21 protein-coding genes and 1 pseudogene are annotated in these 23,073 nt (G+C 37.3%); 21 read left to right on the forward strand and 1 reads right to left on the reverse strand.

Translation table 11 applies throughout. The annotated features are described in order from the left end of the window. Positions 1-143: 143 nt before the first annotated feature. Positions 144-929: an MBL fold metallo-hydrolase gene (locus EO120_RS05085; RefSeq protein ID WP_127134399.1), complete on the reverse strand. Its 786-nt coding sequence runs from the start codon at positions 927-929 to the stop codon at positions 144-146. 161 nt (positions 930-1,090) lie between these two features. Here EO120_RS05085 and EO120_RS05090 point away from each other — a divergent pair, with 161 nt between their 5' ends. The 21 genes and pseudogenes from EO120_RS05090 to murD all read left to right on the forward strand — a co-directional run bounded on the left by EO120_RS05090 (position 1,091) and on the right by murD (position 23,071). Continuing rightward, positions 1,091-1,690, forward strand: a complete 600-nt coding sequence (locus tag EO120_RS05090) for a TetR/AcrR family transcriptional regulator (RefSeq protein WP_127134400.1) — start codon at positions 1,091-1,093, stop codon at positions 1,688-1,690. A 133-nt stretch (positions 1,691-1,823) separates the two neighbouring features. Beyond that, positions 1,824-2,881 (forward strand): annotated as a pseudogene (locus EO120_RS05095) (IS30 family transposase). A gap of 200 nt (positions 2,882-3,081) precedes the next feature. Continuing rightward, entirely contained in the window at positions 3,082-3,963 is an 882-nt protein-coding gene (locus EO120_RS05100; RefSeq protein WP_127134401.1) for a sirohydrochlorin cobaltochelatase, read from the forward strand. Between the two features lie 289 nt (positions 3,964-4,252). Then, positions 4,253-5,107 carry a sirohydrochlorin cobaltochelatase gene (locus EO120_RS05105; RefSeq protein ID WP_127134402.1) on the forward strand — a complete coding sequence of 285 codons (855 nt, stop codon included), beginning with the start codon at positions 4,253-4,255 and terminating at the stop codon, positions 5,105-5,107. Between the two features lie 178 nt (positions 5,108-5,285). Next, positions 5,286-5,993, forward strand: a complete 708-nt coding sequence (cobI, locus tag EO120_RS05110; RefSeq protein WP_127134403.1) for a precorrin-2 C(20)-methyltransferase — start codon at positions 5,286-5,288, stop codon at positions 5,991-5,993. Between the two features lie 87 nt (positions 5,994-6,080). Further along, the gene (locus tag EO120_RS05115; RefSeq protein WP_127134404.1) at positions 6,081-7,460 is read left to right on the forward strand and encodes a cobyrinic acid a,c-diamide synthase CobB; all 1,380 of its coding nucleotides are present in this window, start codon (positions 6,081-6,083) and stop codon (positions 7,458-7,460) included. Positions 7,461-7,495: 35 nt separating this feature from the next. Further along, on the forward strand, positions 7,496-8,038 hold the full coding sequence (gene cobO, locus EO120_RS05120; RefSeq protein ID WP_127134405.1) for a cob(I)yrinic acid a,c-diamide adenosyltransferase: 543 nt from the start codon (positions 7,496-7,498) through the stop codon (positions 8,036-8,038). Positions 8,039-8,315: 277 nt separating this feature from the next. Further along, positions 8,316-8,705 carry a class II SORL domain-containing protein gene (locus EO120_RS05125; protein ID WP_127134406.1) on the forward strand — a complete coding sequence of 130 codons (390 nt, stop codon included), beginning with the start codon at positions 8,316-8,318 and terminating at the stop codon, positions 8,703-8,705. A 316-nt stretch (positions 8,706-9,021) separates the two neighbouring features. Then, positions 9,022-10,251, forward strand: coding sequence for an aspartate kinase (locus EO120_RS05130; RefSeq protein WP_127134407.1), 1,230 nt, complete (start codon positions 9,022-9,024; stop codon positions 10,249-10,251). A 7-nt stretch (positions 10,252-10,258) separates the two neighbouring features. Further along, positions 10,259-10,576 (forward strand): hypothetical protein, encoded by a 318-nt coding sequence (locus EO120_RS05135; protein ID WP_127134408.1) that lies wholly within the window; start codon positions 10,259-10,261, stop codon positions 10,574-10,576. Positions 10,577-10,738: 162 nt separating this feature from the next. After that, the gene (locus EO120_RS05140) at positions 10,739-13,642 is read left to right on the forward strand and encodes an insulinase family protein (RefSeq protein ID WP_127134409.1); all 2,904 of its coding nucleotides are present in this window, start codon (positions 10,739-10,741) and stop codon (positions 13,640-13,642) included. An 11-nt stretch (positions 13,643-13,653) separates the two neighbouring features. Beyond that, complete coding sequence (gene gluQRS / locus EO120_RS05145) at positions 13,654-14,604, forward strand: tRNA glutamyl-Q(34) synthetase GluQRS (protein ID WP_127134410.1); 951 nt, start codon at positions 13,654-13,656, stop codon at positions 14,602-14,604. A gap of 160 nt (positions 14,605-14,764) precedes the next feature. Next, on the forward strand, positions 14,765-15,139 hold the full coding sequence (locus EO120_RS05150; protein ID WP_127134411.1) for a CoA-binding protein: 375 nt from the start codon (positions 14,765-14,767) through the stop codon (positions 15,137-15,139). Between the two features lie 9 nt (positions 15,140-15,148). Beyond that, complete coding sequence (gene trxA / locus EO120_RS05155) at positions 15,149-15,469, forward strand: thioredoxin (RefSeq protein ID WP_127134412.1); 321 nt, start codon at positions 15,149-15,151, stop codon at positions 15,467-15,469. A gap of 280 nt (positions 15,470-15,749) precedes the next feature. Continuing rightward, positions 15,750-16,181, forward strand: a complete 432-nt coding sequence (mraZ, locus tag EO120_RS05160; RefSeq protein WP_127134413.1) for a division/cell wall cluster transcriptional repressor MraZ — start codon at positions 15,750-15,752, stop codon at positions 16,179-16,181. Between the two features lie 10 nt (positions 16,182-16,191). Continuing rightward, a complete protein-coding gene (gene rsmH / locus EO120_RS05165; protein ID WP_127134414.1) occupies positions 16,192-17,124 on the forward strand; it encodes a 16S rRNA (cytosine(1402)-N(4))-methyltransferase RsmH in 933 nt (310 codons plus the stop codon). Positions 17,125-17,144: 20 nt separating this feature from the next. Further along, a complete protein-coding gene (locus EO120_RS05170; RefSeq protein WP_127134415.1) occupies positions 17,145-17,549 on the forward strand; it encodes a septum formation initiator family protein in 405 nt (134 codons plus the stop codon). Between the two features lie 56 nt (positions 17,550-17,605). Next, entirely contained in the window at positions 17,606-19,090 is a 1,485-nt protein-coding gene (locus EO120_RS05175) for a UDP-N-acetylmuramoyl-L-alanyl-D-glutamate--2,6-diaminopimelate ligase (RefSeq protein ID WP_127134416.1), read from the forward strand. 1 nt (position 19,091) lies between these two features. Continuing rightward, positions 19,092-20,450, forward strand: a complete 1,359-nt coding sequence (locus tag EO120_RS05180; protein ID WP_127134417.1) for a UDP-N-acetylmuramoyl-tripeptide--D-alanyl-D-alanine ligase — start codon at positions 19,092-19,094, stop codon at positions 20,448-20,450. 61 nt (positions 20,451-20,511) lie between these two features. After that, the gene (gene mraY, locus EO120_RS05185; protein WP_127134418.1) at positions 20,512-21,498 is read left to right on the forward strand and encodes a phospho-N-acetylmuramoyl-pentapeptide-transferase; all 987 of its coding nucleotides are present in this window, start codon (positions 20,512-20,514) and stop codon (positions 21,496-21,498) included. Between the two features lie 208 nt (positions 21,499-21,706). Beyond that, the gene (murD, locus tag EO120_RS05190) at positions 21,707-23,071 is read left to right on the forward strand and encodes a UDP-N-acetylmuramoyl-L-alanine--D-glutamate ligase (protein WP_127134419.1); all 1,365 of its coding nucleotides are present in this window, start codon (positions 21,707-21,709) and stop codon (positions 23,069-23,071) included. Positions 23,072-23,073 lie beyond the last annotated feature (2 nt).

Below are 23,073 nucleotides of genomic sequence, written 5' to 3' on the forward strand. Positions count from 1 at the left end.
GCCTTTAGACGCTGGCCTAGCATTACGGGCTTATAGCCCGTGAGCAAACCACCCGTTTTACGGGTGGTTCTGATTGTTTGTGGATAGATTTTTTACTAGTCTTGTATTAGCCGTAGTATAATGTACTAATTGTTTTAGACCTATTAAAGTGTGATGGTTTCACCATCTTCAGGCACTGCTACATGGCTTTCAATGTTGGTGCCTTTGATAAATTTGCGCACATCCTTACGACTTGTTGCAGTATGATTAACTGTATCCATGTGAACCGCAATGATTTTAGCCTCTGGTTTGCGTACCACCATGCGGCCAATATCTTTTGTACCCATAATAATACTATCTTCAAAGCCTAAAATTTGAGCATATCCAGTGTTCATAATAATAACGTTAGGGTCGAAGCGAAGGAGGGCCTTCTCTACATCACTTGTCCAAACTGTATCGCCTACAAGGTACACAGTTGGTTCGTCTGCTGCTTCAAAAATAACGCCCATCGCATCGCCTGCTAATGGTGCGAGAACTGGATTGGCATACATTTCTACAGTGCCGTGTGAGCCACCTGTTTTTCTTAATGTGATACCATTAAACTCCAGACTTTCAAAAATGATGCGTACATCGATAAAGCCTTGTGAAGTAATAAGTTCTTTGTCCGCTGTATTTTGTACAAAAATAGGAAGTGATTTTGGAATAGAATTGATTGCCGTATCATCCCAATGATCAAGGTGTGTATGTGTAACTATTACTGCTGTTACATCGTTTAATAGCTCATCCATTGATACAGGCAAATCAATTATAGGCATTCTTTGCTGGTAGTTAAATGTTCCTTCAAAGCCAGGATAAGTATCTTTTGGTGCTAAGAATGGATCAATAAGAAATGTTGTGTTTTTTATTGTTAATTTTCCCGTTGCATTTCGAATGTGAGTATATTGTGTCATAGTTATCTCCTTAATTGAATTATTATTGATTTAATTGAATAGATTATTATTTGTAATCTCTAGAATTAGTGTACCTTGTTTTGTTATACTAGTCTCAACAATAATTAACACTCTGTTTATTAATAGACATATTGTATAAAAGTGTCTATATTGGAGGTTTTATGATAACTCGAAAAGAAATGACACGTATGTTGTTAAAAGAAGGGGTGCTTAGTTGTTTAAAGAACCATTCTTTTGAGTCTATAACAGTAACATTGTTGTGTAAAACGTCAGGTATAACTCGTTCTACTTTTTATTTACACTATAGTAATATCATGGAGATTGTTGATGATTTAGTGGATGATGCAATCGCTTATTCAAAGCCAGGAATGGTAGATAACAACAATTTACAAACTATAGCTAACACCTTATCAGCTGCTTCTAATTCTGTTTCGTTGAGAGAAGCATACGATTCTATTTTTGATAGACTGCCATTGTGCCAGCGTATAATACGACATAAAAAGTATTTACCTTTATTTTTGGATGAACAAATTTCAGAGTATGTATTAAAACGCATTATACAGTGTGAAAAGGATCGACAAGGGCTCGTTATGGCAGAAGCGCTTGGGGTTTCATTTGATGTGGGCGTATCTATTTTTTTATTTTTAGTACACGGACTATATGCCGTTAATAAACAATATAAGTGGTCTCAGAGTGATCAGTGGTTAGAAGCTCAGCGTATTATTTTCGAATTTGCTTATCGTGGGTTACAAAGTAAATAGTATGTATACTCATGTATTTTTATATCTTATAATTTTGCTTAATTGTAGAATGAAATTGAACAACTAAAAAATCCATAGTGAACCTTGTGTTATGATTTAAGTGACCAAACATAATCTAACCGAGGTAATCACTATGGACTACAATAATCATAACACGACATTACGCATAAACAAACACTTAAACTTCGAAGAACGATTTTATTTAGAAAATAGAATTGTTCTAGGAGATAGTATTACTGCAATTTCACGTGCACTGGGTCGTTCTAGAACAACTATTTATACAGAATTAAAACGCGGTACTGTAATTCAAATTCGACAAGGTACATCTCAACTTGTATATTTAGCTGATTCTGGACAGGCAACCTATGAAAGACAACGTATGGGCTCCTTTAATACCATGAGAGTTGGTGCTATAGAATCTTTTATAAATTGGATTGAAAGCAAAGTTCTAAATGATCATTGGTCCTTTGATGCTGCTGTTGGATATGCTAAACATAAGGGTTTGTTTGTGCTAAAACTTTATATAACTATCTTCACAAAGGTGTATTAGGTATAAAAGCAATTGATTTACCATTGGTAGTACGGCGTTCCCAACGAAAATCTATTTCTAGAAAACATAAGCGAGAACTTGGTAAATCCATAGAACTTCGTGATCCTAAGATTGAAACGCGCGAGGAATTCGGGCATTGGGAATTAGATACCGTCAGTGGAACAAAAGATAAGACAGACCATGTTTTAATCTCTTTACTTGAGCGTAAAAGCAGATTGTATGTGGCTTTACGATGACCATCAGCACGGGCTACTGATGTAAAAGAAACACTGCATACATGGTTAAATACGTTTAAAGATGTTAATCTAGCCTGCTTATGTAAAACAATAACTGCAGATAACGGTTTAGAGTTTTCAGAGATATCTGATTTAGAAAATGAAACTTTGTCTATTTATTTTGCTCGACCTTATTCTGCTTGGGAACGTGGGTCGAACGAACGGCATAATGGTTTACTTCGTAGATGTATACCGAAAGGAATGCCAATAAAAGCCGTTTCAGAGGAAACAATTCAACGAACACTTCAATGGTGTAATAATTTGCCACGCAAGCTTCTAAATTATAGAACCCCTTTGGATGTTTTTCTTGAAGAAGTTAATAGAATTGTAGATTTGGATACTGTTCAATTTCATATTGCAATTTAAGAAATATTTAATTTATATGATGTGGGAATTGTTTATCTTCATTTTAAAGGGACATAGACTCCTATATAAGAACCAACTCTATGATAATATTTCTCATTGACTTATATTCACCAATCATGTACTATTAATACATAGTAATTGATAGTAATTTTCATTTAAATGAAGATTATTTCATATAGGTTGGTATATGGAGGTCACATATGAAAGGTATTATTATTGCATCTTTTGGATCCATTTATAAAGAAGCTGTTAATACGTCTATTGGCGTAATAGAATCTAAAGTACGCACATTGTATAGTAATATGGAAGTGCGCCGCGTATTTTTGTCCGATGCATTGGTGGATAAATGGAATGATAAATATGATGAGCATATTTCTTCTTTTACAGAAGTCATGCAAGAGTTTAATCGCATGGGTATTGATGAAGTGTACATTCAACCGATTACATTAGTGGCGGATCAATGTTATCAACAAATGCGTAAACAAGCACTTAAATTTTTACACAGCAGTGAGTATGGCTTCACTCAAATTAGCATTGGTAAACCACTGTTAACATCTCTTGGTATTAAAAATTATGCTGATGATTACGAGGCAACCTTAGATGGTATTTTACGCCATGTAAATACGAAAGCGTTGAATAAATCCATCATCTTAATGGCGAATGGTCAAAATCAATTGGAGTTTTCCACATTGCAATTAAAAGCTATGTATGGAGCTGCACCGAATGTAGCGGTATTTACTACTAATGGATTTCCTACGTTTAAACAAGCTCTTACCTTAGTAGACCGAATGGGGCACCAAGATGTGTTAGTTGTACCATTGGCATTGATTGGTTCTGCTCATTTGATGGATTATCTAGGCGGTGAACGATCTGATTCTATTTACGCATTACTTGCCGAAGAAGGTTATAATGTAGATATTTGGAATGAAGGCCTCGGTGAAAACCCATATGTGCAAGACTTATTCTTGAAACACTTAGGTCAAGCAGTGCGCATGTCTGATCGCAAACGTAATTCACGAGCTGAATCAGTACAGCCAATGATGACATCTTCTCGTATGGAAGTTCAAAGTATGATTTCCTAATTTATATAGAATACTGTCATAGCTCATGTATGACGGATAATATCTTGCTCATATCTACACATTTTCATAACTCTCCTTGTGAAACATCCGCTCTTCGGGGCGGATGTTTCGTCACGTATAGATTGGAGTTGTATCACTAAAGAAAGCTGAAATAATCATAAGTGAAATTAAGATTTATAGTCTATGAAAAATTGTTATAATAGCTTTTATCATACGTGGGGTGGTATCCTCATCGATGTATGACTATGGTATGATGAGTATTAGATTGATTTATCATAAGGAGATATATATGAAACAAGCTATTTTAGTTGTTGCTTTTGGTTCCACTGTGGACACGGCTCGGGAATATCATATTGATACAGTGGTATCGCGTATTGCTGAGAAATTCCCTGATTACGAAGTGCGATTAGCATTTTCATCCCGCATTATCGTGAAAAGATTGCGTGACCGTGGTATCCATATTCTTACAGAGCAAGGTGCATTGGAATCTCTTATCGCTGAAGGATATACGCACGTTTATGTACAACCATTACATTTTACTGGTGGTGAAGAATTTGATAAATTAAAACGAAATATTCTCGCTCATGAAGGGGAAGGTCAATTACAAGTACTTCGTGTAGGTCGACCATTGGTATATTACATAGGGCAAGAGGAACATCCCAATGATTACCAAATTCTCATCGATAAATTTATAAAACCATTAAACATTTCTAAAGATGATGGATTGTTGTTTGTCGGCCATGGTGGTTTGAGCTCTGGCAATTCTAGCTATGGTTATTTGCAATATCAATTGATTCGTAACGGTCTAGGTCATGTTCGTGTAGCTACCTTGGAAAATGCACCCTATGTAGAGGATGTAGCTTTGCCATGGGAATGGATGGATGGTAAACGGCCTAATAAGATTTATGTACATCCATTGTTACTCGTATTGGGAGACCATGCGCAGAATGACTTGTTCGGTGATGAGGAGGACAGTGTTATTAATGTACTTCAAGATGGTGGTTATGATGTAGAGGCTATGCATCAAGCACTTGGTGAGTATACTTCTATACAAGATATTTTCTGTCAACATGTACAAGATTGTATTGATGATATATATGGCAAACGCAGTCATCATCGTCCTGAGATTCCTACTGTGAAATAATATATCTACGTACCTATAATGTACACAATGTATGAGGTTTTTCGTGAAGCGATGATGCATAGAATTGGTGAATACTTTCACAATTTGCAAGACTGTAAAGGAAATTCCTTTGTATATAGTGCATAAATTAGGTATAATAAATGTGTTTGAACATATACTAATAGATAGGAGAATCACCATGAAAGGTAAATTATATGGCATTGGCGTAGGCCCTGGGGATCCAGAATTAATGACTGTGAAAGCTGCACGTATTGTGGGCGAAGCAGATATTATTATTACCCCTAAAACTGAAAAAAAAGATGGTTCTGTAGCATTGGATATTGCGAAACCATATATTCAAGAGCATACAGAAATTGTACCTGTTGTATTCCCAATGGTTCTCAATGAAGAAACACAAGCAGAAGGTTGGAAAGAAGCGCAACAAATTATCGTATCCTATTTGGAGCAAGGTAAAAATGTTGTATTTCTTACCTTAGGGGATCCAATGTTTTACAGTACATACATGTATGTGTACCGCCTTATTGAAAATACAGGGTATGAAATTGAAACAATTCCGGGCATCACTGCATTCTGTGCTATTGGCTCTCATCTTGGTTATCCAATTGTAGAAAAAGAGGAAGTATTGGCTATTGTACCTGCTACGGCACCAAAGGAAAAAATCGATGCTGTTCTCGCTGTAGCTGATGATGCGGTTATCATGAAAGTATATAAAAACTTTGATGAAGTGCAAGAAACATTGGTAAAACATGATATGGCTGATGATGCAGTAATGATTAGCCGTGTAGGTTTGCCTGATGAGCAAGTATTTGTAGGCCTTGATAATATGCCGAAAGATACAAAATTAAACTATTTATCTACTATCTTAGCAAAACGCAAGGATCGCTAATGGTAATGTCTATATAGGCTAACAACGCTTTTATATAGAGTTTATATTAGATATACAGATTCTCTTTATGAGTAAGAGGTAATACATATGAAAACTGTACCCATTCCACGGGTTGTTATTGCTGGTACAAATTCCGGCGTAGGTAAAACTACTATCGTTGCGGGGTTACTCGCAGCGTATCATGCTAGTGGTCATGGGGTGCAATCCTTTAAAGTGGGCCCGGATTATATTGATCCGGGCTTTCATAAAATTGCATCCGGCCGTGATAGTTATAATTTAGATACCTGGCTAGTACCACCTAGTAAAATGCCAAATTTCTTTGCTTCTATGGCACATGACGCAGATCTTGCTATTATTGAAGGCGTGATGGGACTCTATGATGGCGGTCGCGAAGGCGTGAGCAGTACAGCACAGATTGCGAAACAATTGGGAGCCCCAGTGATTCTTGTCATTGATTGTAAGGCTATGGGTGAAAGTGCCGCTGCTATTGCTCTTGGTTTCCGTGATTATGATAAGGACGTCGATTTTAGAGGGGTTATACTTAATCGCCTTGGTTCTGATAATCATGAACGAATGGTGCGTGATGGGATGGCAAAAATTGGGATTCCTGTATTAGGTGCTATTCGTCGTGATGATCGCATGCATTCTCCTGAACGCCATCTGGGGTTGACACCTGTTACAGAAATTGATCCTACTGAGGCTATTGCTACTATTCGCGGTGCTGTAGAAAAAATGGTTGATTTAGATGCTCTTTATGAAGTGGTTGTCAGTGCAGAACCTATGGCTATTTATAATGACACAACTCATGCAGGTGAAAGTAAACGAGCTAAAATTGGTGTTGCTTATGATGAGGCGTTTTCCTTTTACTATCCAGCCAGCCTTGCTGCGTTAGAAGCGGAGGGGGCAGAACTCGTTTATTTTAGTCCTTTACAAGACAAGTCTATACCTGATGTAGATGGTCTCGTATTTGGTGGTGGTTTTCCAGAAATGTTCTTAGAACAGCTGTCAGCTAACATTTCCATGAAAGAATCCATTGTAAATGCAAACAAACGACATATGCCGATTTACGCGGAGTGTGGGGGCCTCATGTATTTGTGTGAACAAATCCACGATTTTGAAGGCTGTGCGTATGATACGGTTGGAGTTGTTCCTGCTAATTGCATTATGCAGCAAAGCTTACAAAAGGTAGGCTATGTAACGGCGGTAGCAAAACGAGATACCTTACTGGGTCCTGTGAATACATCTTTACGAGGTCATGAATTCCATTTTTCCACTATGGAGCCAACTATTGAGGCGTTCCCGTGGGCATTCCATTTAGAAGGGGGCCGCAAACCACAATCCTATGATGGTGGTTACGCTACCGATAATGTTTTGGCGTCCTATTTACACCTAAATTTTGCAGGATCTCAAGAAGGGGCACGCCATTTCGTGGACCGCTGTGAAGTATATAAAAACGGACAAAAATAATATTCTTTTTGCACCGTATGAGGGGAGAAGTAGACATGAGTGAACGTGGATTAATTCTTGTAAATACTGGTAATGGTAAAGGTAAAACCACAGCAGCCCTCGGTGTTGTTTTACGTGCTGTTGGACAAGGATTAAAGGTTTTGATTCTACAATTTATCAAAAGTGGCAATGGCTATGGCGAATTAGAAGGCTTAAAACGTTTAGGCGATGCAGTAACCATAAAATCTATGGGGAAAGGCTTTATCTACTATAAACGGGATGAAGTAAGCCCAGAAGAACTAAAAAAACACAAAACCGCTGCTCAAGAAGCGTGGCAAACCCTAGTGGACGAAGTTAACTCCGACAAATGGGACCTCATCGTCATGGACGAAATCAACAACGCCATCAATTACAATCTTATCTCCGTCGACGAAGTAGTTCATATGCTTCGGAATAAACCAAAACGATTACACCTCATCCTTACAGGGCGTTATGCTAAACCAGAAATCATCGACTTAGCCGACACCGTTACCGAAATGAATGTAGTAAAACACGCTTACCAGAACGGTATTAAGGCGGCAAAAGGAATTGAGTTTTAACCGTAAGATTTTCCTGTAAGTGCCATCAAAGGAATTCCATTCTAAAATTTTAGATAACATATATAGAGAGAAAGATAGGGGCTCCTCCCACGACTTTTTCCACCGTTAAGGCGAACAAGGCAGTGGAGTGGGATAAACTTCTATCTTTCAAAAAACTATATCTAAAATTTTAGAAAAAGTCCTTGCACAATCTATATCGAAAATGTATAATATAGTCATAAGTTAAGTTTTTAATACACATAGTATGTATATAATTTTTAACCAGGAGGTTAACACTATGGCTATTCATGATTACATTAAATCTGGCGATTTCGCTTCTGAAAAACACGTTCCTGTTATCGAAACTGTTGACACTGTAAAAGCTGGTGAAACATTCCACGTTACTTTGTCCGTTGGCAAAGACATTGCTCATCCAAACACTGTAGAACATCACATTGATTGGATTAAATTGTATTTCGTAGCAGAAGGCACTCAATTGCCTTACGAAATTGGTGCTGTAAACTTCAACATCCATGGTGATGGTGCAACAGCGAATGAAGGTCCTGTACATGCTATCTCTGAAGGTACATTAGCAGTTTCTTTGAAAAAATCTGGTAAATTGATTGCTGTATCTCTTTGCAATATCCACGGTTTGTGGGAATCTGAAAAAGATATCGTTGTTGAATAATCGACTAGTAAAGGCCAGCCTTAGGGCTGGCTTTTGTATTATATTATAGTATATTTGGCAGTTTTGAATTTTACATAGTCAGAGGTATTTTGCAGTTTGAATTCTACATAACTAGAGGCTGTAAAATAATCATATAATATTGTTCGTAACATAGTTTATAAGTAACTATAATCATATTATAATATGTCTGCATAAAATAGAACTTTGTTTTTCTAGAGTGGAATTTAATACCTTAATCCCTTTACAGTGCTATTTGTTTTGTGGTAAAGTATATGCATGTTATTTTTTAGTTGACAATGGTAAATGAGGGATTATTGTGGCCTTAATCGTTAAAAAATTTGGTGGTAGTTCCGTTGCTACGCCTGAAAAAATATTTAATATCGTCGATCGCGTCCTTCGTGAAAAAAAAGAAGATGACCGTATCGTCGTAGTCGTATCTGCTATGGGTGACACTACAGATGATTTAGTTGCATTGGCAAAGCAAGTAACATCTAAACCATATGGTCGTGAAATGGACCGTTTGTTATCCACTGGTGAGCAAGTGACTATTGCTTTGATGGCGATGGCATTTGCTGAACGCGGTCAAAAATCTGTGTCCTTAACAGGTGATCAAGCAGGTATTACAAGTAGCGATAGCTTTAACAAAGGCCGCATTTTAGGCGTTGATCCTGATCGCGTATTTGAAGCATTAGATGAAGGTAATATCGTTGTAGTAGCAGGCTTCCAAGGTATTACGGAATATGGTGATATGGTAACATTAGGCCGCGGTGGTTCTGACACAACCGCAGTTGCTTTAGCCGGTGCTATGAAAGCTGATGTGTGTGAAATTTTCACCGATGTAGAAGGTGTATACTCTACTGATCCTCGCGTAGCAAAAGAGGCTTTCAAATTAGAAGAAGTTACATACGGCGAAATGTTAGAAATGGCTCGTCTCGGTGCTGGCGTTATGCAACCTCGCGCCGTTGAAATGGGGTTCCGTTATGGCGTACCAATTCATGTACGTTCTACTTTCAGCGATAATACAGGCACTATTATTCGGGAGGATTATACTGTGGAAACAAATAAACACGTAATTACAGGCGTAGCCGATGACACTAATACAGCAAAAGTAGCCCTCGTAGGGGTTGAAAACAAACCAGGCATTGCAGCAACAGTATTCAAAGCTTTGGCTGATAAAAATGTAGACGTAGATATGATCGTACAATCTATCCGTGCTAAAGGGGAACCTAAAACGGACCTTATCTTTACAGTTGCGCTTGATGATGTTGTATTAACTCGTGATGTTTTAAATCAATTACAACAATCTATTGATATCGAAGCTGTAAATATTGATGAAAAAATGGCAAAAGTATCTATCATCGGTGCTGGTATGTTAGGTCAACCAGGCGTAGCGGCTCAAATGTTTGATATTCTTAGTAAAGAAGGTATTAACATTGAGATTATCAGTACTTCTGAAATCAGTATCTCTTGTCTCGTTGCAGAAGATCGCGTAAAAGACGCTGTTCGCGTTATTCATAATGGATTGTTGTTAAACGAACGAGGCTAATATCAATATGGATAGTCTACGTACTTTTATGGATGAAATGCTTAATGATCAAGGCCGCAAAGAAGGTTTTATTGCAGACTTATTGGCAAATCTTAAGACTCAGCCTATCCCTACATTAGAGCAAGCCCAAACTGGATATACAACGGTGAGTAATTTGCATGGTATTTTTTATAATTATGATACGTCGGAAGTGACTATTTCTTATAAAGTAGTACCTGATATGTATGCGCCGTACACTTTGAGTTTTGACCATTTTGAAGTTGTCTTAGAAGGTTTGCTGACAAGTCGGCGAAATAAAAAGTGGCAGGTAAATCATAAGTTATAATACAAAAGAACACCTTCGTTGGGAGGTGTTCTTTTGTATTATTTTGATAATTATTCTTGAAAATAGTTTTAAAGTTATCGATGTGGTATAATAAACTGTTAGGATTTAAAATTATTTTATACATATATTAATGTAAGATGTATTTGTGAAAGAAGGGACAGTATGGAATTAAATAAAATTTATTCTGGCTTTCGCCTTAATCGAATAGAGCGAATCGAAGAAATCAATGGCACTGCTTATGAGATGAAGCATGAAAAATCTGGTGCCCGTCTTATTTATATAGATTCACCTGATTCAAACAAAGTATTTAATATTGCGTTCCGTACAACACCACAAGATAGTACTGGGGTGGCACATATTATGGAACATTCTGTATTGTGTGGTTCTCGTAAATTTCCTTTAAAAGAACCATTTGTAGAACTCGTCAAAGGCTCATTGAATACATTCTTGAATGCTATGACGTACCCGGATAAAACCATGTATCCTGTGGCTAGCAAGAATGATAAGGACTTCCACAATTTGATGGATGTGTACTTAGATGCGGTATTCTATCCTCGGGCTGCAAATGATCCAGAAATTCTTATGCAAGAAGGTTGGCATTATGAATTGGAAAACGTTGATGACGAGTTGACCTATAAGGGCGTCGTATTCAATGAAATGAAAGGTGTCTATTCTTCTCCTGATTCTATATTAGAACGGGAATTGATGCATGAATTGTTCCCAGATACTACGTATGGTGTAGATTCTGGAGGTAATCCTGATGTCATCCCTGAATTGACTTATGAAGGTTTCCAAGAATTCTACCGCACTCATTACCATCCGTCTAATAGCTATATTTTCCTCTATGGTACCATGGATATTGAAGAACAATTGCGTTTTATTAACGATGAATATTTGAGTCATTTTGATGCTATTGAGGTTGATACTGAGGTAACTTTACAGGCTCCTTTCAATGAAGGTAAAATCGTTACTTATCCGTATAGTATTGGTTCTGATGAAAGTATCGATAATCGTACGTTACATGCATTAGCTTATGTATTGCCTGCTGTGACACCAGAGCAAAGTCTTGCTTTTGAGGTATTAACGCATGCATTATTAACATCTCCAGCAGCACCTTTAAAACAGGTATTGGTGAAGGCAGGGATTGGTTCTGACGTGAGTGGCTATTATTTAGATAGCATCCGTCAACCTATGTGGGCTGTTCATGCATCGGGTTCTAATATGGATAAGCAAATGGAGTTACAATCCATTGTTGAGGCTACGTTGACAAAGTTATGTGAAGAAGGTATCGACAAAGAATTACTTGAAGCTTCTTTGAATAGCATAGAATTTGCGTTGCGCGAAAATGATTTCGGTGGCCGTCCTATTGGTTTAGCTTATGTAATCCGCATGATGGATAATTGGTTATATGGTAATGATCCATTAGAATTATTACATTACGAAGAAGGTTTAAAAAATATTCGTAAAGGCTTGCACGGCACATATTTTGAAGATTTGATTCGTCATTCTATTTTAGAAAACAATCATAAAGCCCTTGTGTCCATGTATCCAGAATGTGGATTACAAGAGAAAAAAGATCGAGATGTAAAAGAACAATTGGCTAATATCAAATCTTCTATGTCTCAAGATGAGTTAGAAGCGATTGTTGAGCAAACGAAACGTTTGAAAATTCGGCAAGAAACTCCAGATAGTGAAGAGGCGTTAGCATCTATTCCGTTATTGGAATTATCTGATTTAAATCCTTACATTGAGGAAGTAGAACGCTGTGAAAGTACAATTGGTGCAACGAAAGTTCATTTTGTGCCAACTTTTACAAAAGGCATTAATTATGTAGCCTACTATTTTCATTTAGATGGACTCACTGAAGAAGAACTATTCTATGCAGATATTTTAAGTGATATTATAGGTCGTATTGATACAACTCGCCCTTACGCAGATGTGGCAAAGGATATCAATCTAAATCTTGGTGGTCTTAGTTCCGATATTACAGCTATAGCCAAAGATGGTAAGCGAGATGAGTTTACGCCACTTATGATTGTGCGTAGTAAAGCATTACATGCTAAATTACCAGATTTATGTCGCATTGTAAACGATGTGATTCATTATGCTGATTATAGCGATGTAAACAGATTGACGGAACTGGTGCAAGAAAATAAAGCGATTTGGGATAATGAAGCATTCCGACGTGGCAATACTATTGTAAGCCAACGTGTTATGGCACAAGTGTCTAAGGTTGGTAAATTCCGTGATGCAGGAAATTTAGGGTATTATCAAAAAATCAGCGAATTAGCTACGAATCCTGCAGCATTGCCACTATTGCCGGATAAACTATCCGATGTGGCAAGAAAGATTTTCCGTGCTAACAATGTAGAGATTATGTTTGTTGGTGAAGATGGTGAATTGGCTGTATTTACAGAATTGATGACACCATTATTATCTGAATGGAGTACGGAGTCATTGCCTCACAATGTATTACAATTGACAAATACATTCGGTAATGATGGTATCGCTACTGCTGGTAAAGTACAGTATGTAGCACAAGGTGGGAATTTTATCGATCATGGATTTAAACATGTAGGCCCTATGAGTGTGTTGGAAACAATTTTACGGTACGAATACCTTTGGATTCGCATTCGTGTACAAGGTGGTGCATATGGCGCATTTGCGAACTTCTTTGATGATGGAAATATGATTTTCTGTAGTTATCGAGATCCAAATCTCGTAGAAACTTATAATGTTTACAAAGAATTGCCTGAATATTTGCGTAGTTTCACATTGTCTGATCGGGAAATGAGAAAATACATTATTGGTACTATGAGTGGTCTTGATTTGCCAATGACTCCAGCATTGCGTGGTCCTCGTGCTATGGGTATCTATTTTAGCGGTGCTAACATTGCTGATAAAGTTGAATTCCGCAAACAAGTTATCGCATGCAAACCTGAAGATATTGTGGCTTTAGCTGATGTGGTAGAATCAGTATTGAAAGATAATCATATTTGCTCTATGGGCAATGAAACTAAGATTAAAGAATCTAACTTATTTGATAATATTGTTTCTTTAGGATAAAAGGAGTATACATGAAAGGAAGATTCGCACCGAGCCCTACAGGGTATATTCATTTAGGTAATGTGTGGATTGCCCTTTTATCCTTCTTGTCTACAAAACAACAGGATGGGACTTATGTAGTTCGCATGGAAGATATTGATTTACAGCGTTCCAAACGTGAATATGGAGAGGCGCTGCTAGATGACTTAGAATGGCTCGGTTTCACTTGGGATGAAGGGCCTCGTGTAGGAGGACCAGAGAAGTCTTATTGGCAAAGTGAGCGCTTAGGATTATACGATGAAATATTATCATCATTTGCATTAGAAAAACGTATATATCCTTGTTTTTGTAATCGTGCGCGGTTACAGTCGATAGCTTCTGCACCTCATCGTGGAGAAGTGAGGCACCATTATGATGGTTATTGTCGAATGCTTAGTAATGAAGCAATAGCTGCGCTTTGTACTGACAAGAAACCATCTTATCGTTTGCGTGTAGATACGCAGAGCTTTCTATTTGATGATAGGTATCAAGGACATCAAGTATTTACTTTGCAATCTGGAAATGATGATTTTGTATTGCGTCGTAGCGATGGTATGTATGCTTACAACTTAGCCGTAGTTGTGGATGATATTAAGATGGGGATTACTGAAGTGATTCGAGGGCATGATTTATTAGATGCTACGGTGCAACAATTATATTTATATAAGCTGTTAGGGGCTCAACCACCAATATATGGACATGCGCCCTTGCTAATTGATTCGGCGGGCTATCGTTTGTCTAAACGACAAAAGAGTATTACCATTCGTGAGTTAAAAGCTTTGCAATGGATGCCAGAACGTATTATTGGTGAATTGGCTGTTCTCGCAGGTTTTATAGAGCGTAGTAGTGCACCAGTTATATCACTTGCGGAATTGATAGAACTCACCTTAGATACACCTGCATTACATCAAGATAATATCGTGATAGATGCACTACGAGCGTAATAAATATACTGTGAAGAAAACATTAGCACATGGTTACTATAGTATCTTTTAGCAGTATTAATATTCGATATATGAAGTTATTATTTGTAATTAAAAAAATCGATGTAATAAATTGACATTTTTCGATATTGTATTATAATAGTATACAAGAGGTGGTAACATGACTATTCAGGACGCGTTAGCTGAAAAAGTTTGGGCTGTAATTGGAGCCACTCATAAGACCGAAAAGTTCGGTTATAAGATTTACAAGTGTTTGAAAGACCATGGATATGAAGTCTATCCAGTAAACCCTAATGTAACTAATATTGATGGAGATATATGTTATCCTAGTTTATCTAATCTTCCGGTAGTACCTAGTGTAGTAGATTTTGTTATACCCGAGGCGGCTGGTTTAGCTGCTATTGATGAGTGTATAGCACTAGGTATTAACACCATTTGGTTGCAGCCTGGAGCAGATAAGCCTACAGTTCTTAATAAAGCTAGTGAGGCTGGATTACATGTAATTCAAGATTGTGTATTAGTTCAATTGCCCTAGGAGGATATAATGAGCGAATTAAAAGAATTAAAAACAGCAGAGTATCAAGATTTATTGAATCAAGGTGGTGTATCCGTAGTTGATTTTTGGGCTCCTTGGTGCGGTTATTGTGTACGCATGATGCCAATTGTTGAAGAAATTGCTAGCGAATTAGAAGGCAAAGCGAATTTTGTAAAAGTAAATGCTGATGAAGAACCAGAATTAGCTCGTGCACTACAAGTAGAGGTATTGCCAACATTCGTTATTTTAAAAGACGGCGAAGTAGTAGACCGTAAAATTGGTTTCTTGCCAAAAGGTGATTTACAAGGTGCTATTGAAGCTCAATTTTAATATGATATGCTAGTTAACATATTAGACCTATTAATGTATTGATATACATTAATAGGTCTTTTTTGTTTATAGACCGCGTAGTACGCTTTGTTCTACGCGGTTTTTACATAAAGCGAACATACATTTGTTGAAAAATAGAGAAAAAGAAAGATTAATAGAAGTTAAGAACGAAAAATTCATAAATTTATCATAGTTTGCGGATTATTTATTGTATCGAGTGGGGGATTGTGGTAAAATTTACCATATAGTGGTAAAAAAGGGTGCAAAGGAGGTGTTGCATATGTTCATGGGCGAATATAATCATACAATCGATGCCAAAGGGCGTTTGATTATACCAGCCAAAATACGTGAACAACTAGGTGAACATTGTGTTCTCACAAAAGGCCTAGATAATTGCATAACCATTTATACCGAGTCATCCTGGATAGAGCTATCCAAAGCTTTGCAATCACTATCTACTAATAAAGCTAATGCTCGTGCTGTTAAACGTTTTTATTTTGGTAGTGCAGCAGAGCTTGAATTTGATAAACAAGGGCGTATCCTAGTGCCTAATCCGTTACGAGAACATGCGGAATTACAAAAAGATGTAGTGATTATTGGTACTGGTGATCACGTAGAAATATGGAGTCGTCATCGTTATGATAACTATAACGATGAAGTGTCAGATAGTATAGAATCCTTAGCTGAAGGATTAGAAGGTATTACATTATAAGGAGGATATCGTGGAATTTAATCATGTCAGTGTGCTGCTGAATGAAACGGTAGACTCTGTGGTGACAAATCCAGATGGTGTATATGTAGACTGTACATTGGGGGGCGCGGGTCATGCTCATGCCGTAGGTGAACGTCTTAGCGAACAAGGTATGATTATTGGTTTGGACCAAGATGAAGATGCTTTAGCTGTAGCGAGGGAACGTTTGTCAGATTTGCGATGCCAAGTAATGACTATACCGACTAATTTTTCTAATTTAAAATATGCTTTAGAATCTCATGGGATTACAGAAGTAGATGGATTTATATTTGATTTAGGAGTATCCAGTTATCAATTAGATACGCCGGAACGGGGTTTTTCATATATGAATGATGGTCCCCTAGATATGCGCATGGATAAGGCGGCACCATTAACAGCAGAAGCTGTTATTAATGAATATGAACCACAGGATTTATTGCGAATTATTAAAGATTACGGTGAAGAACGGTGGGGCAAACGTATTGTTGATTTTATTGTAGCTGCCCGTAATGATCATAGAATTACAACAACTAGTGAATTGGTGAGTATCATCAAAAAGGCAATACCTGCCAAGGCGCGTCAAGATGGTCCTCATCCGGCAAAGCGAACATTCCAAGCCATCCGTATTGAAGTAAATCGAGAGCTAGCTATTTTGCATGATAGTTTTGTAGATGCAGTAAGTATGTTAAAGCCAAATGGGAGAATCGGTGTTATTACATTTCATTCTTTAGAGGATCGCATTACAAAACAAACTTTCAAAGAGTTAAGCACCTCATGTATATGTCCGCCAGAATTACCAGTATGTGTATGTCATAATAAAGCAATTATTAAAGCGAAAAATAAGGCTATTGAGCCAAGCACAGGGGAGGTAGAAGTAAATCCTCGTTCTAGAAGTGCAAAACTCAGAGTGGGGATTAAATTGTAGTATTGGAAGGGGTTAAATTAATGCTAGCGAGAAAACCTGTTGTGGGCCGCGTTAAAAGTGATGTATTGGTAGGGGCACAAAGAAAAAAAGTATCTGTTAGTATTATTTTTGATTTAAGCCCAGTGATGAAACAGATTGTACAGGTGATTGCTGTACTTATTGGGTTTGTACTCATTATGATGATTATAAATGCATATACTACAAAATTAGGGTATGAAGTAGTTAAAACACAGACTGCTGTAGTACAATTAACAAAGGATAATGATACACTTGATGTAGAAGTGGCATCATTAAAATCTCCAGTTCGTATTCAACAGATTGCAGTAGAACAGTTGGGGATGGTTTTGCCTGATTCTTTTGTATATAGTACTAAAAGTGCAACTACAGAACGCAATGTACAAACGAAACAGCAAATTATAGACTAGCAGGCAAAGCAGCTCGTAGGGGCTGCTTTCATTTGTGTATATAGAGGAGTGATAGTATGAAATCCTTAACAGATATTATTAGAACATTAGAAGTAACATCTATAATAGGACCACAAGATCTGGAAATTACAGATATAACTGCGGATTCTCGGGCGGTTACAAATTCCAGTTTATTTATTGCCTTAGATGGGGCAACTGTAGATGGACATGATTATATTGATAAAGCTGTTGCAGCAGGTGCTGTAGCGATAATTGTGTCAAAACCGGTTCAAGTTAATGATGATGTGTGTGTGATTACCGTTAAAGACACACGCGCTGCTATGATGGTAGTAGTGCCGAGTTTCTTTGATTATCCAGCTAATAAAATGCGCATGATTGGTGTAACTGGAACCAATGGTAAAACTACAACTACCCATATGATTCGTCATATTTTGAAGAATCAAGGTCATAAGGTTGGTGTTATCGGTACTGTTCATATTATGATTGGTGATACTAGTTATCCTATTCATAATACAACGCCTGATGTAGTAGATTTACAACATATACTTCATCAAATGGTAGAGGAAGGTGTTACTTATTGTGTTATGGAAGTATCATCTCATGCGTTGGCATTAGGCCGTGTGGCAGGTGTTGAATTTGACACGGCTGTATTTACTAATTTGACGCAAGATCATTTAGATTTTCATAAAACCTTTGAGAATTATTTAGCAGCTAAATGTAAACTATTTGAACAGGTTAGCAGTTCTAATCAACATAAATCTAATAAAGGGGCTGTCATTAATATTGATGATGCTTATGGGGAACGGGTAGTTCAAAAAACGAAGGCTCCTACTATTACATATAGTGCACAAGGAAAAGGTACATTGAATGCTAGTGATATTCAAATGTCCACTAAAATGAGTGATTATACAGTACAATATAATGGTGAAATCTATCGCGTATCTATGAATACAACGGGTTTGTTCAATGTGTATAATACATTGGCTGCCATCGGAGCTTGTTTGCAAGAAGGTATTTCTATGGAAGCGATTGACACGGCTCTTAAAACTTTTAGTGCGGTGCCTGGACGATTTGAACTTATTGAAGAAGGACAAGATTTTGCTGTTGTAGTCGATTATGCGCATACGCCAGATGGTTTAGAAAATATATTACAAACGGCACAGTCTATTAAAGAAAAACGCATTATTGTAGTGTTTGGTTGTGGTGGTGATCGCGATGCTACAAAACGTCCAATCATGGGACGTATTGCTGCAAAATATGGTGATATCATTTATGTAACATCCGATAATCCACGTACGGAAGATCCGATACAAATTGTAAAAGATGTAGAAGTAGGTGTGAAGGAAGCGTTGAGGGATGGTACTAGTTATAAAGTTATTGTAGACCGTCGTGATGCTATCAATCATGCTATTGGTGCTGCAAAATCTGGGGATATTGTTATCATTGCTGGCAAGGGTCATGAAGATTATCAAATTTTAAAAGATCAAACAATTCACTTTGATGATCGTGAAGAGGCACGACGAGCTCTTAAGGAGATCTAATATGGCACAATTTACAGTTCAAGATATATTACAAGCTACTGGTGGTACTTGTACTGGAGATAATTCAATACAGTTTGCTGATGTATCTACAGATACACGTACAATTGAAGCAGACTACTTGTTTGTAGCTTTGCGAGGGGATACCTTTGATGGTCATGATTTTATAAAAACGGCTATTGAAAAAGGTGCTATTGGTGCTATTGTAGAAAATGGACACTCTGTAGAAGGAATCCTTTGTATTGAAGTAGAAAATACATTAAAGGCTTATCAAGACTTGGCGAATTTTCATAGACATCGTTTTAATATTCCTATCGTTGCTATTACTGGATCATCTGGTAAAACGACGACAAAAGAAATGGTGGCAGCTGTATTGAGCACAGAGTTTAATGTGCTTAAGACAGAGAAGAATTTCAATAATGAAATTGGCTTGCCTAAAACGTTATTACAACTCACTAATGAACATGAAGCCTGTGTTGTAGAAATGGGCATGCGTGGATTAGGTCAGATTGAAGAGTTAGCACTCATTGCAGAACCAACGATTGGCATTATCACCAATGTAGGTACTAGTCATATTGAACTGCTAGGTTCAAAAGAAGCGATTGGTGAAGCCAAGGGTGAGTTGATTCGTTGTTTAGGTACGGATAGTATTTCCATTCTCAATGAGGATGATTCCTTTGTTAGTGCTATGAGTGCGATAGCGAAAGGGAAGACTATGACCTATGGCATTCATAGTAATGCAACTATTAAAGGAAGTCATTTGCGTTATAAAAAGGATGGTATCAAGTTTACATGCAAGGCTTATGATGATGTATTTGATGTATTTTTGCCTATGATTGGAGAGCATAATGTATACGATGCATTAGCGGCTATTGCTGCAGGTCGTGCATTAGGTGTAAAACCATCTAAAATCAAGAAAGGGCTAAGCGAATTTACAGGCACACCGATGCGTCAGGAAATCGTAGCTTTTGATGATATTGTAATTCTTAACGATGCGTATAATGCGAATCCTTCATCTATGGCAGAGGCGATTAAAGCATTAGGTCAATTAGATGGAAAGCGCAAAATTGCCATGCTTGGAGACATGTTGGAATTAGGTGATTTTACAGAAGAAGGACATCGTCAAATCGGTAGATTGCTTGGGGAAGAAAAATATAGTGTTTTATTTACCTTTGGTGATGCCGCTGATTTTATTGCCAAAGAAGCGAAGTTAGTAGGGCTAGAGGTGCATCGTTGTAATAGTCATTTAGAAATGGCTAATGCTTATCAGGATATCCGCGAAAAGGGCGATGTAATTTTAGTTAAAGGGTCTCGTGGGCTTCGTATGGAGCGTGTTGTTGACGAATTGAAAGACCGTGAATAGAAGGGAGAATCGGCTAGTATTACTAGCCGTATTTGACTTTATTTATGAATAGGGGAGAGTTATGATTTATCACATTCTATTAGCCTTTGTAGCAACATTTATATTGACGTGCATTTTAGGAAAACTAGGGATTCCCGTGCTGAAATCGCTTCATGCACAACAAAGCATTCGAGAAGAAGGACCAGAAAGTCATCAAGCAAAAGCTGGCACACCGACTATGGGTGGGGCTTTTATGATGATTGCTTTAACTCTTGGTGTGGCTATTTTTGCACCATGGAATGTAGCCACAGGCATGATTTTATTTTTAACATTAGGTCATTGTTTATTAGGATTTTTTGATGATTTTGTGAAAGCGGTTAAAAAGCGTAATCTAGGATTAACGGCGAAGCAAAAATTATTAGGACAATTTATTTTGGCGGCTATTTTCTGCTATTGCTTAACAGAAATTATGGTTATTCCTACAACATTATGGATCCCTGTGGTAGACACTTATGTAGATCTTGGTATTGCCTATTATGTGTTAACTTTTTTAGTGATTGTAGCTACATCAAATGCGGTTAATTTGACAGATGGGCTTGATGGGTTAGCGTCCGGCACCTCTGCAATAGCAGCTATTGCTTTTTCTGTCATTGGTTTAATGTTTAGCTCCTCTACTAATGCTATGGCTGCTGAAAGCATAGCTTATTTTGGTGCTATGGTAACTGCTGTATGTTTAGGTTTTTTGGTGTTTAATACCAATCCTGCTAAAGTATTTATGGGGGATACAGGTTCTCTTGCATTAGGAGCAGCATTTGCGGGCATGGCTATTTTAACGAAAACAGAATTATTACTCGTTATTATTGGTGGTATTTTCGTTATGGAAGCTTTATCGGTAGTGATTCAAGTGATTTCTTTCAAAACACGTGGTGTAAGAGTGTTTAAAATGAGCCCTATACATCATCATTTTGAATTATTAGGTTGGTCGGAACAAACTGTAGTTAATCGCTTTTGGTTTGGCGGTGCTGTACTAGCTATTCTTGGAGTTCTGTTAGCTACTGTCTCCATGTAAATGTAATAATATTTGGTGTAGTGTAAAAGTATTAAATGAGATAATAATTTACATTATCTGTGAGCTACAGTATTTTATATCATATAGAAAATATAAAAATTAAATAGATAATGTAGGTTTTATAGGGGAACGTCTTAACTTGTAAGGCATTTAATGGTATTCTTATAAGATAAGATATTTTAGTATAATGAATAATTAGGTGATATACATGGAGTATAGCGGTAAACACATACTTGTACTTGGTGCTGGATCTAGTGGCATCGGTGCATCTTGGGTATTAAGACAATTGCAAGCACAGGTTGTGCTAAACGATTATAAAGAGGTTCAATTTGAAACGGTTATAAAACATCGTTTAGAAGAAGCTGGTGTTACGATTATTACAGGACGTCAAGATAATGATTTATTAGATGGCGTAGACAGGATTGTTATTTCTCCCGGTATTGCTTTATCTATACCTATTGTTCAAGAAGCGTTGCGCCGTAATATTGAGGTAGTTAGTGAAGTCGAACTAGCCTATGATATTTGTAAATCTCCAATTCTTGGGATTACTGGTACGAATGGGAAAACGACGACAACAACATTGTTAACAGCTGTGATGACGGCTACTGGATTACCTGTTAAAGTAGGAGGGAATATTGGGGATTCTCTTAGTGAAATGGCTTACTATATGCCTGAAGGTGGTTATTTAGTAGCTGAGTTGTCTAGTTATCAATTAGAAACTATTAAAAATTTCCGTCCTCTTGGTGCTATTGTTCTCAATATTACGCCAGATCACTTGGCGAGACATAAAACGATGGAAAACTATATAGCTGCCAAAGAGCGCATTTTTATGAATCAACATGATACTGATTTTGTGGTTCTCAATGCAGACGATAGTATTGTAGAGGAAATGGCAGAAAGAGCTGGCGCACAAGTATTAATGATTAGCCAACATGAAACTGTTACAAATGGTGCACATTATAGAAATGGTGTGTGTTATGGTGTTAAGGATGGCGTTGAAGAGGCCATTATTGATAATGCATCTATCCACATTAGAGGGGCTCATAATATTGAAAATATTTTAGCCGTTATTGCGTTATCCTATGCTTTAGGTGTTAGCAAAGACATTATTAAAAGTGTAATTAGTGACTTTAATGGTGTTGAACATCGACTTGAAAAAGTGGCTACTATACATGATGTTACATTCTATAATGATTCTAAGGCTACTAACACTGATTCTGTAATTAAGGCTTTAGATGCATTTGATAAAAAAGTGATACTATTGGCTGGTGGTCATGATAAAATGACGCCTTTAGAAGATTTTATGAGTGTTGTCAAAGACCGTACAGAGCATGTTGTTTTTATGGGGGAAGCGGCAGAACGATTTGAATCGGTGGCTAAAACAATGGGGGTTGATCATATTCGACGTGCTCATTCTATGGAAGAAGCCGTAAATATAGGTTATGAATTAGCTGAACCGGGAGATATTGTATTGTTATCTCCTGCCTGTTCTAGTTTTGATTGGTATAGTTGCTTTGAAGAACGTGGTGATGATTTTAAACATTGGGTTCATGTATTAGAGGAAAGGAGCTAAGG

Source organism: Veillonella caviae (assembly GCF_003992125.1).
Taxonomy (GTDB): Bacteria; Bacillota; Negativicutes; order Veillonellales; family Veillonellaceae; genus Veillonella; species Veillonella caviae.

What these genes read in the sequence shown, in the direction of transcription:
- EO120_RS05125 (WP_127134406.1), top strand. Translation starts at nt 8,316, where the DNA reads ATGGCTATTCATGATTACATTAAATCTGGCGATTTCGCTTCTGAAAAA.
- EO120_RS05140 (WP_127134409.1), top strand. Translation starts at nt 10,739, where the DNA reads ATGGAATTAAATAAAATTTATTCTGGCTTTCGCCTTAATCGAATAGAG.
- cobI (WP_127134403.1), top strand. Translation starts at nt 5,286, where the DNA reads ATGAAAGGTAAATTATATGGCATTGGCGTAGGCCCTGGGGATCCAGAA.
- EO120_RS05170 (WP_127134415.1), top strand. Translation starts at nt 17,145, where the DNA reads ATGCTAGCGAGAAAACCTGTTGTGGGCCGCGTTAAAAGTGATGTATTG.
- EO120_RS05115 (WP_127134404.1), top strand. Translation starts at nt 6,081, where the DNA reads ATGAAAACTGTACCCATTCCACGGGTTGTTATTGCTGGTACAAATTCC.
- mraY (WP_127134418.1), top strand. Translation starts at nt 20,512, where the DNA reads ATGATTTATCACATTCTATTAGCCTTTGTAGCAACATTTATATTGACG.
- gluQRS (WP_127134410.1), top strand. Translation starts at nt 13,654, where the DNA reads ATGAAAGGAAGATTCGCACCGAGCCCTACAGGGTATATTCATTTAGGT.
- EO120_RS05090 (WP_127134400.1), top strand. Translation starts at nt 1,091, where the DNA reads ATGATAACTCGAAAAGAAATGACACGTATGTTGTTAAAAGAAGGGGTG.
- murD (WP_127134419.1), top strand. Translation starts at nt 21,707, where the DNA reads ATGGAGTATAGCGGTAAACACATACTTGTACTTGGTGCTGGATCTAGT.
- mraZ (WP_127134413.1), top strand. Translation starts at nt 15,750, where the DNA reads ATGTTCATGGGCGAATATAATCATACAATCGATGCCAAAGGGCGTTTG.
- EO120_RS05150 (WP_127134411.1), top strand. Translation starts at nt 14,765, where the DNA reads ATGACTATTCAGGACGCGTTAGCTGAAAAAGTTTGGGCTGTAATTGGA.
- trxA (WP_127134412.1), top strand. Translation starts at nt 15,149, where the DNA reads ATGAGCGAATTAAAAGAATTAAAAACAGCAGAGTATCAAGATTTATTG.
- EO120_RS05100 (WP_127134401.1), top strand. Translation starts at nt 3,082, where the DNA reads ATGAAAGGTATTATTATTGCATCTTTTGGATCCATTTATAAAGAAGCT.
- EO120_RS05105 (WP_127134402.1), top strand. Translation starts at nt 4,253, where the DNA reads ATGAAACAAGCTATTTTAGTTGTTGCTTTTGGTTCCACTGTGGACACG.
- EO120_RS05135 (WP_127134408.1), top strand. Translation starts at nt 10,259, where the DNA reads ATGGATAGTCTACGTACTTTTATGGATGAAATGCTTAATGATCAAGGC.
- EO120_RS05180 (WP_127134417.1), top strand. Translation starts at nt 19,092, where the DNA reads ATGGCACAATTTACAGTTCAAGATATATTACAAGCTACTGGTGGTACT.
- EO120_RS05085 (WP_127134399.1), bottom strand. Translation starts at nt 929, where the DNA reads ATGACACAATATACTCACATTCGAAATGCAACGGGAAAATTAACAATA.
- cobO (WP_127134405.1), top strand. Translation starts at nt 7,496, where the DNA reads ATGAGTGAACGTGGATTAATTCTTGTAAATACTGGTAATGGTAAAGGT.
- EO120_RS05175 (WP_127134416.1), top strand. Translation starts at nt 17,606, where the DNA reads ATGAAATCCTTAACAGATATTATTAGAACATTAGAAGTAACATCTATA.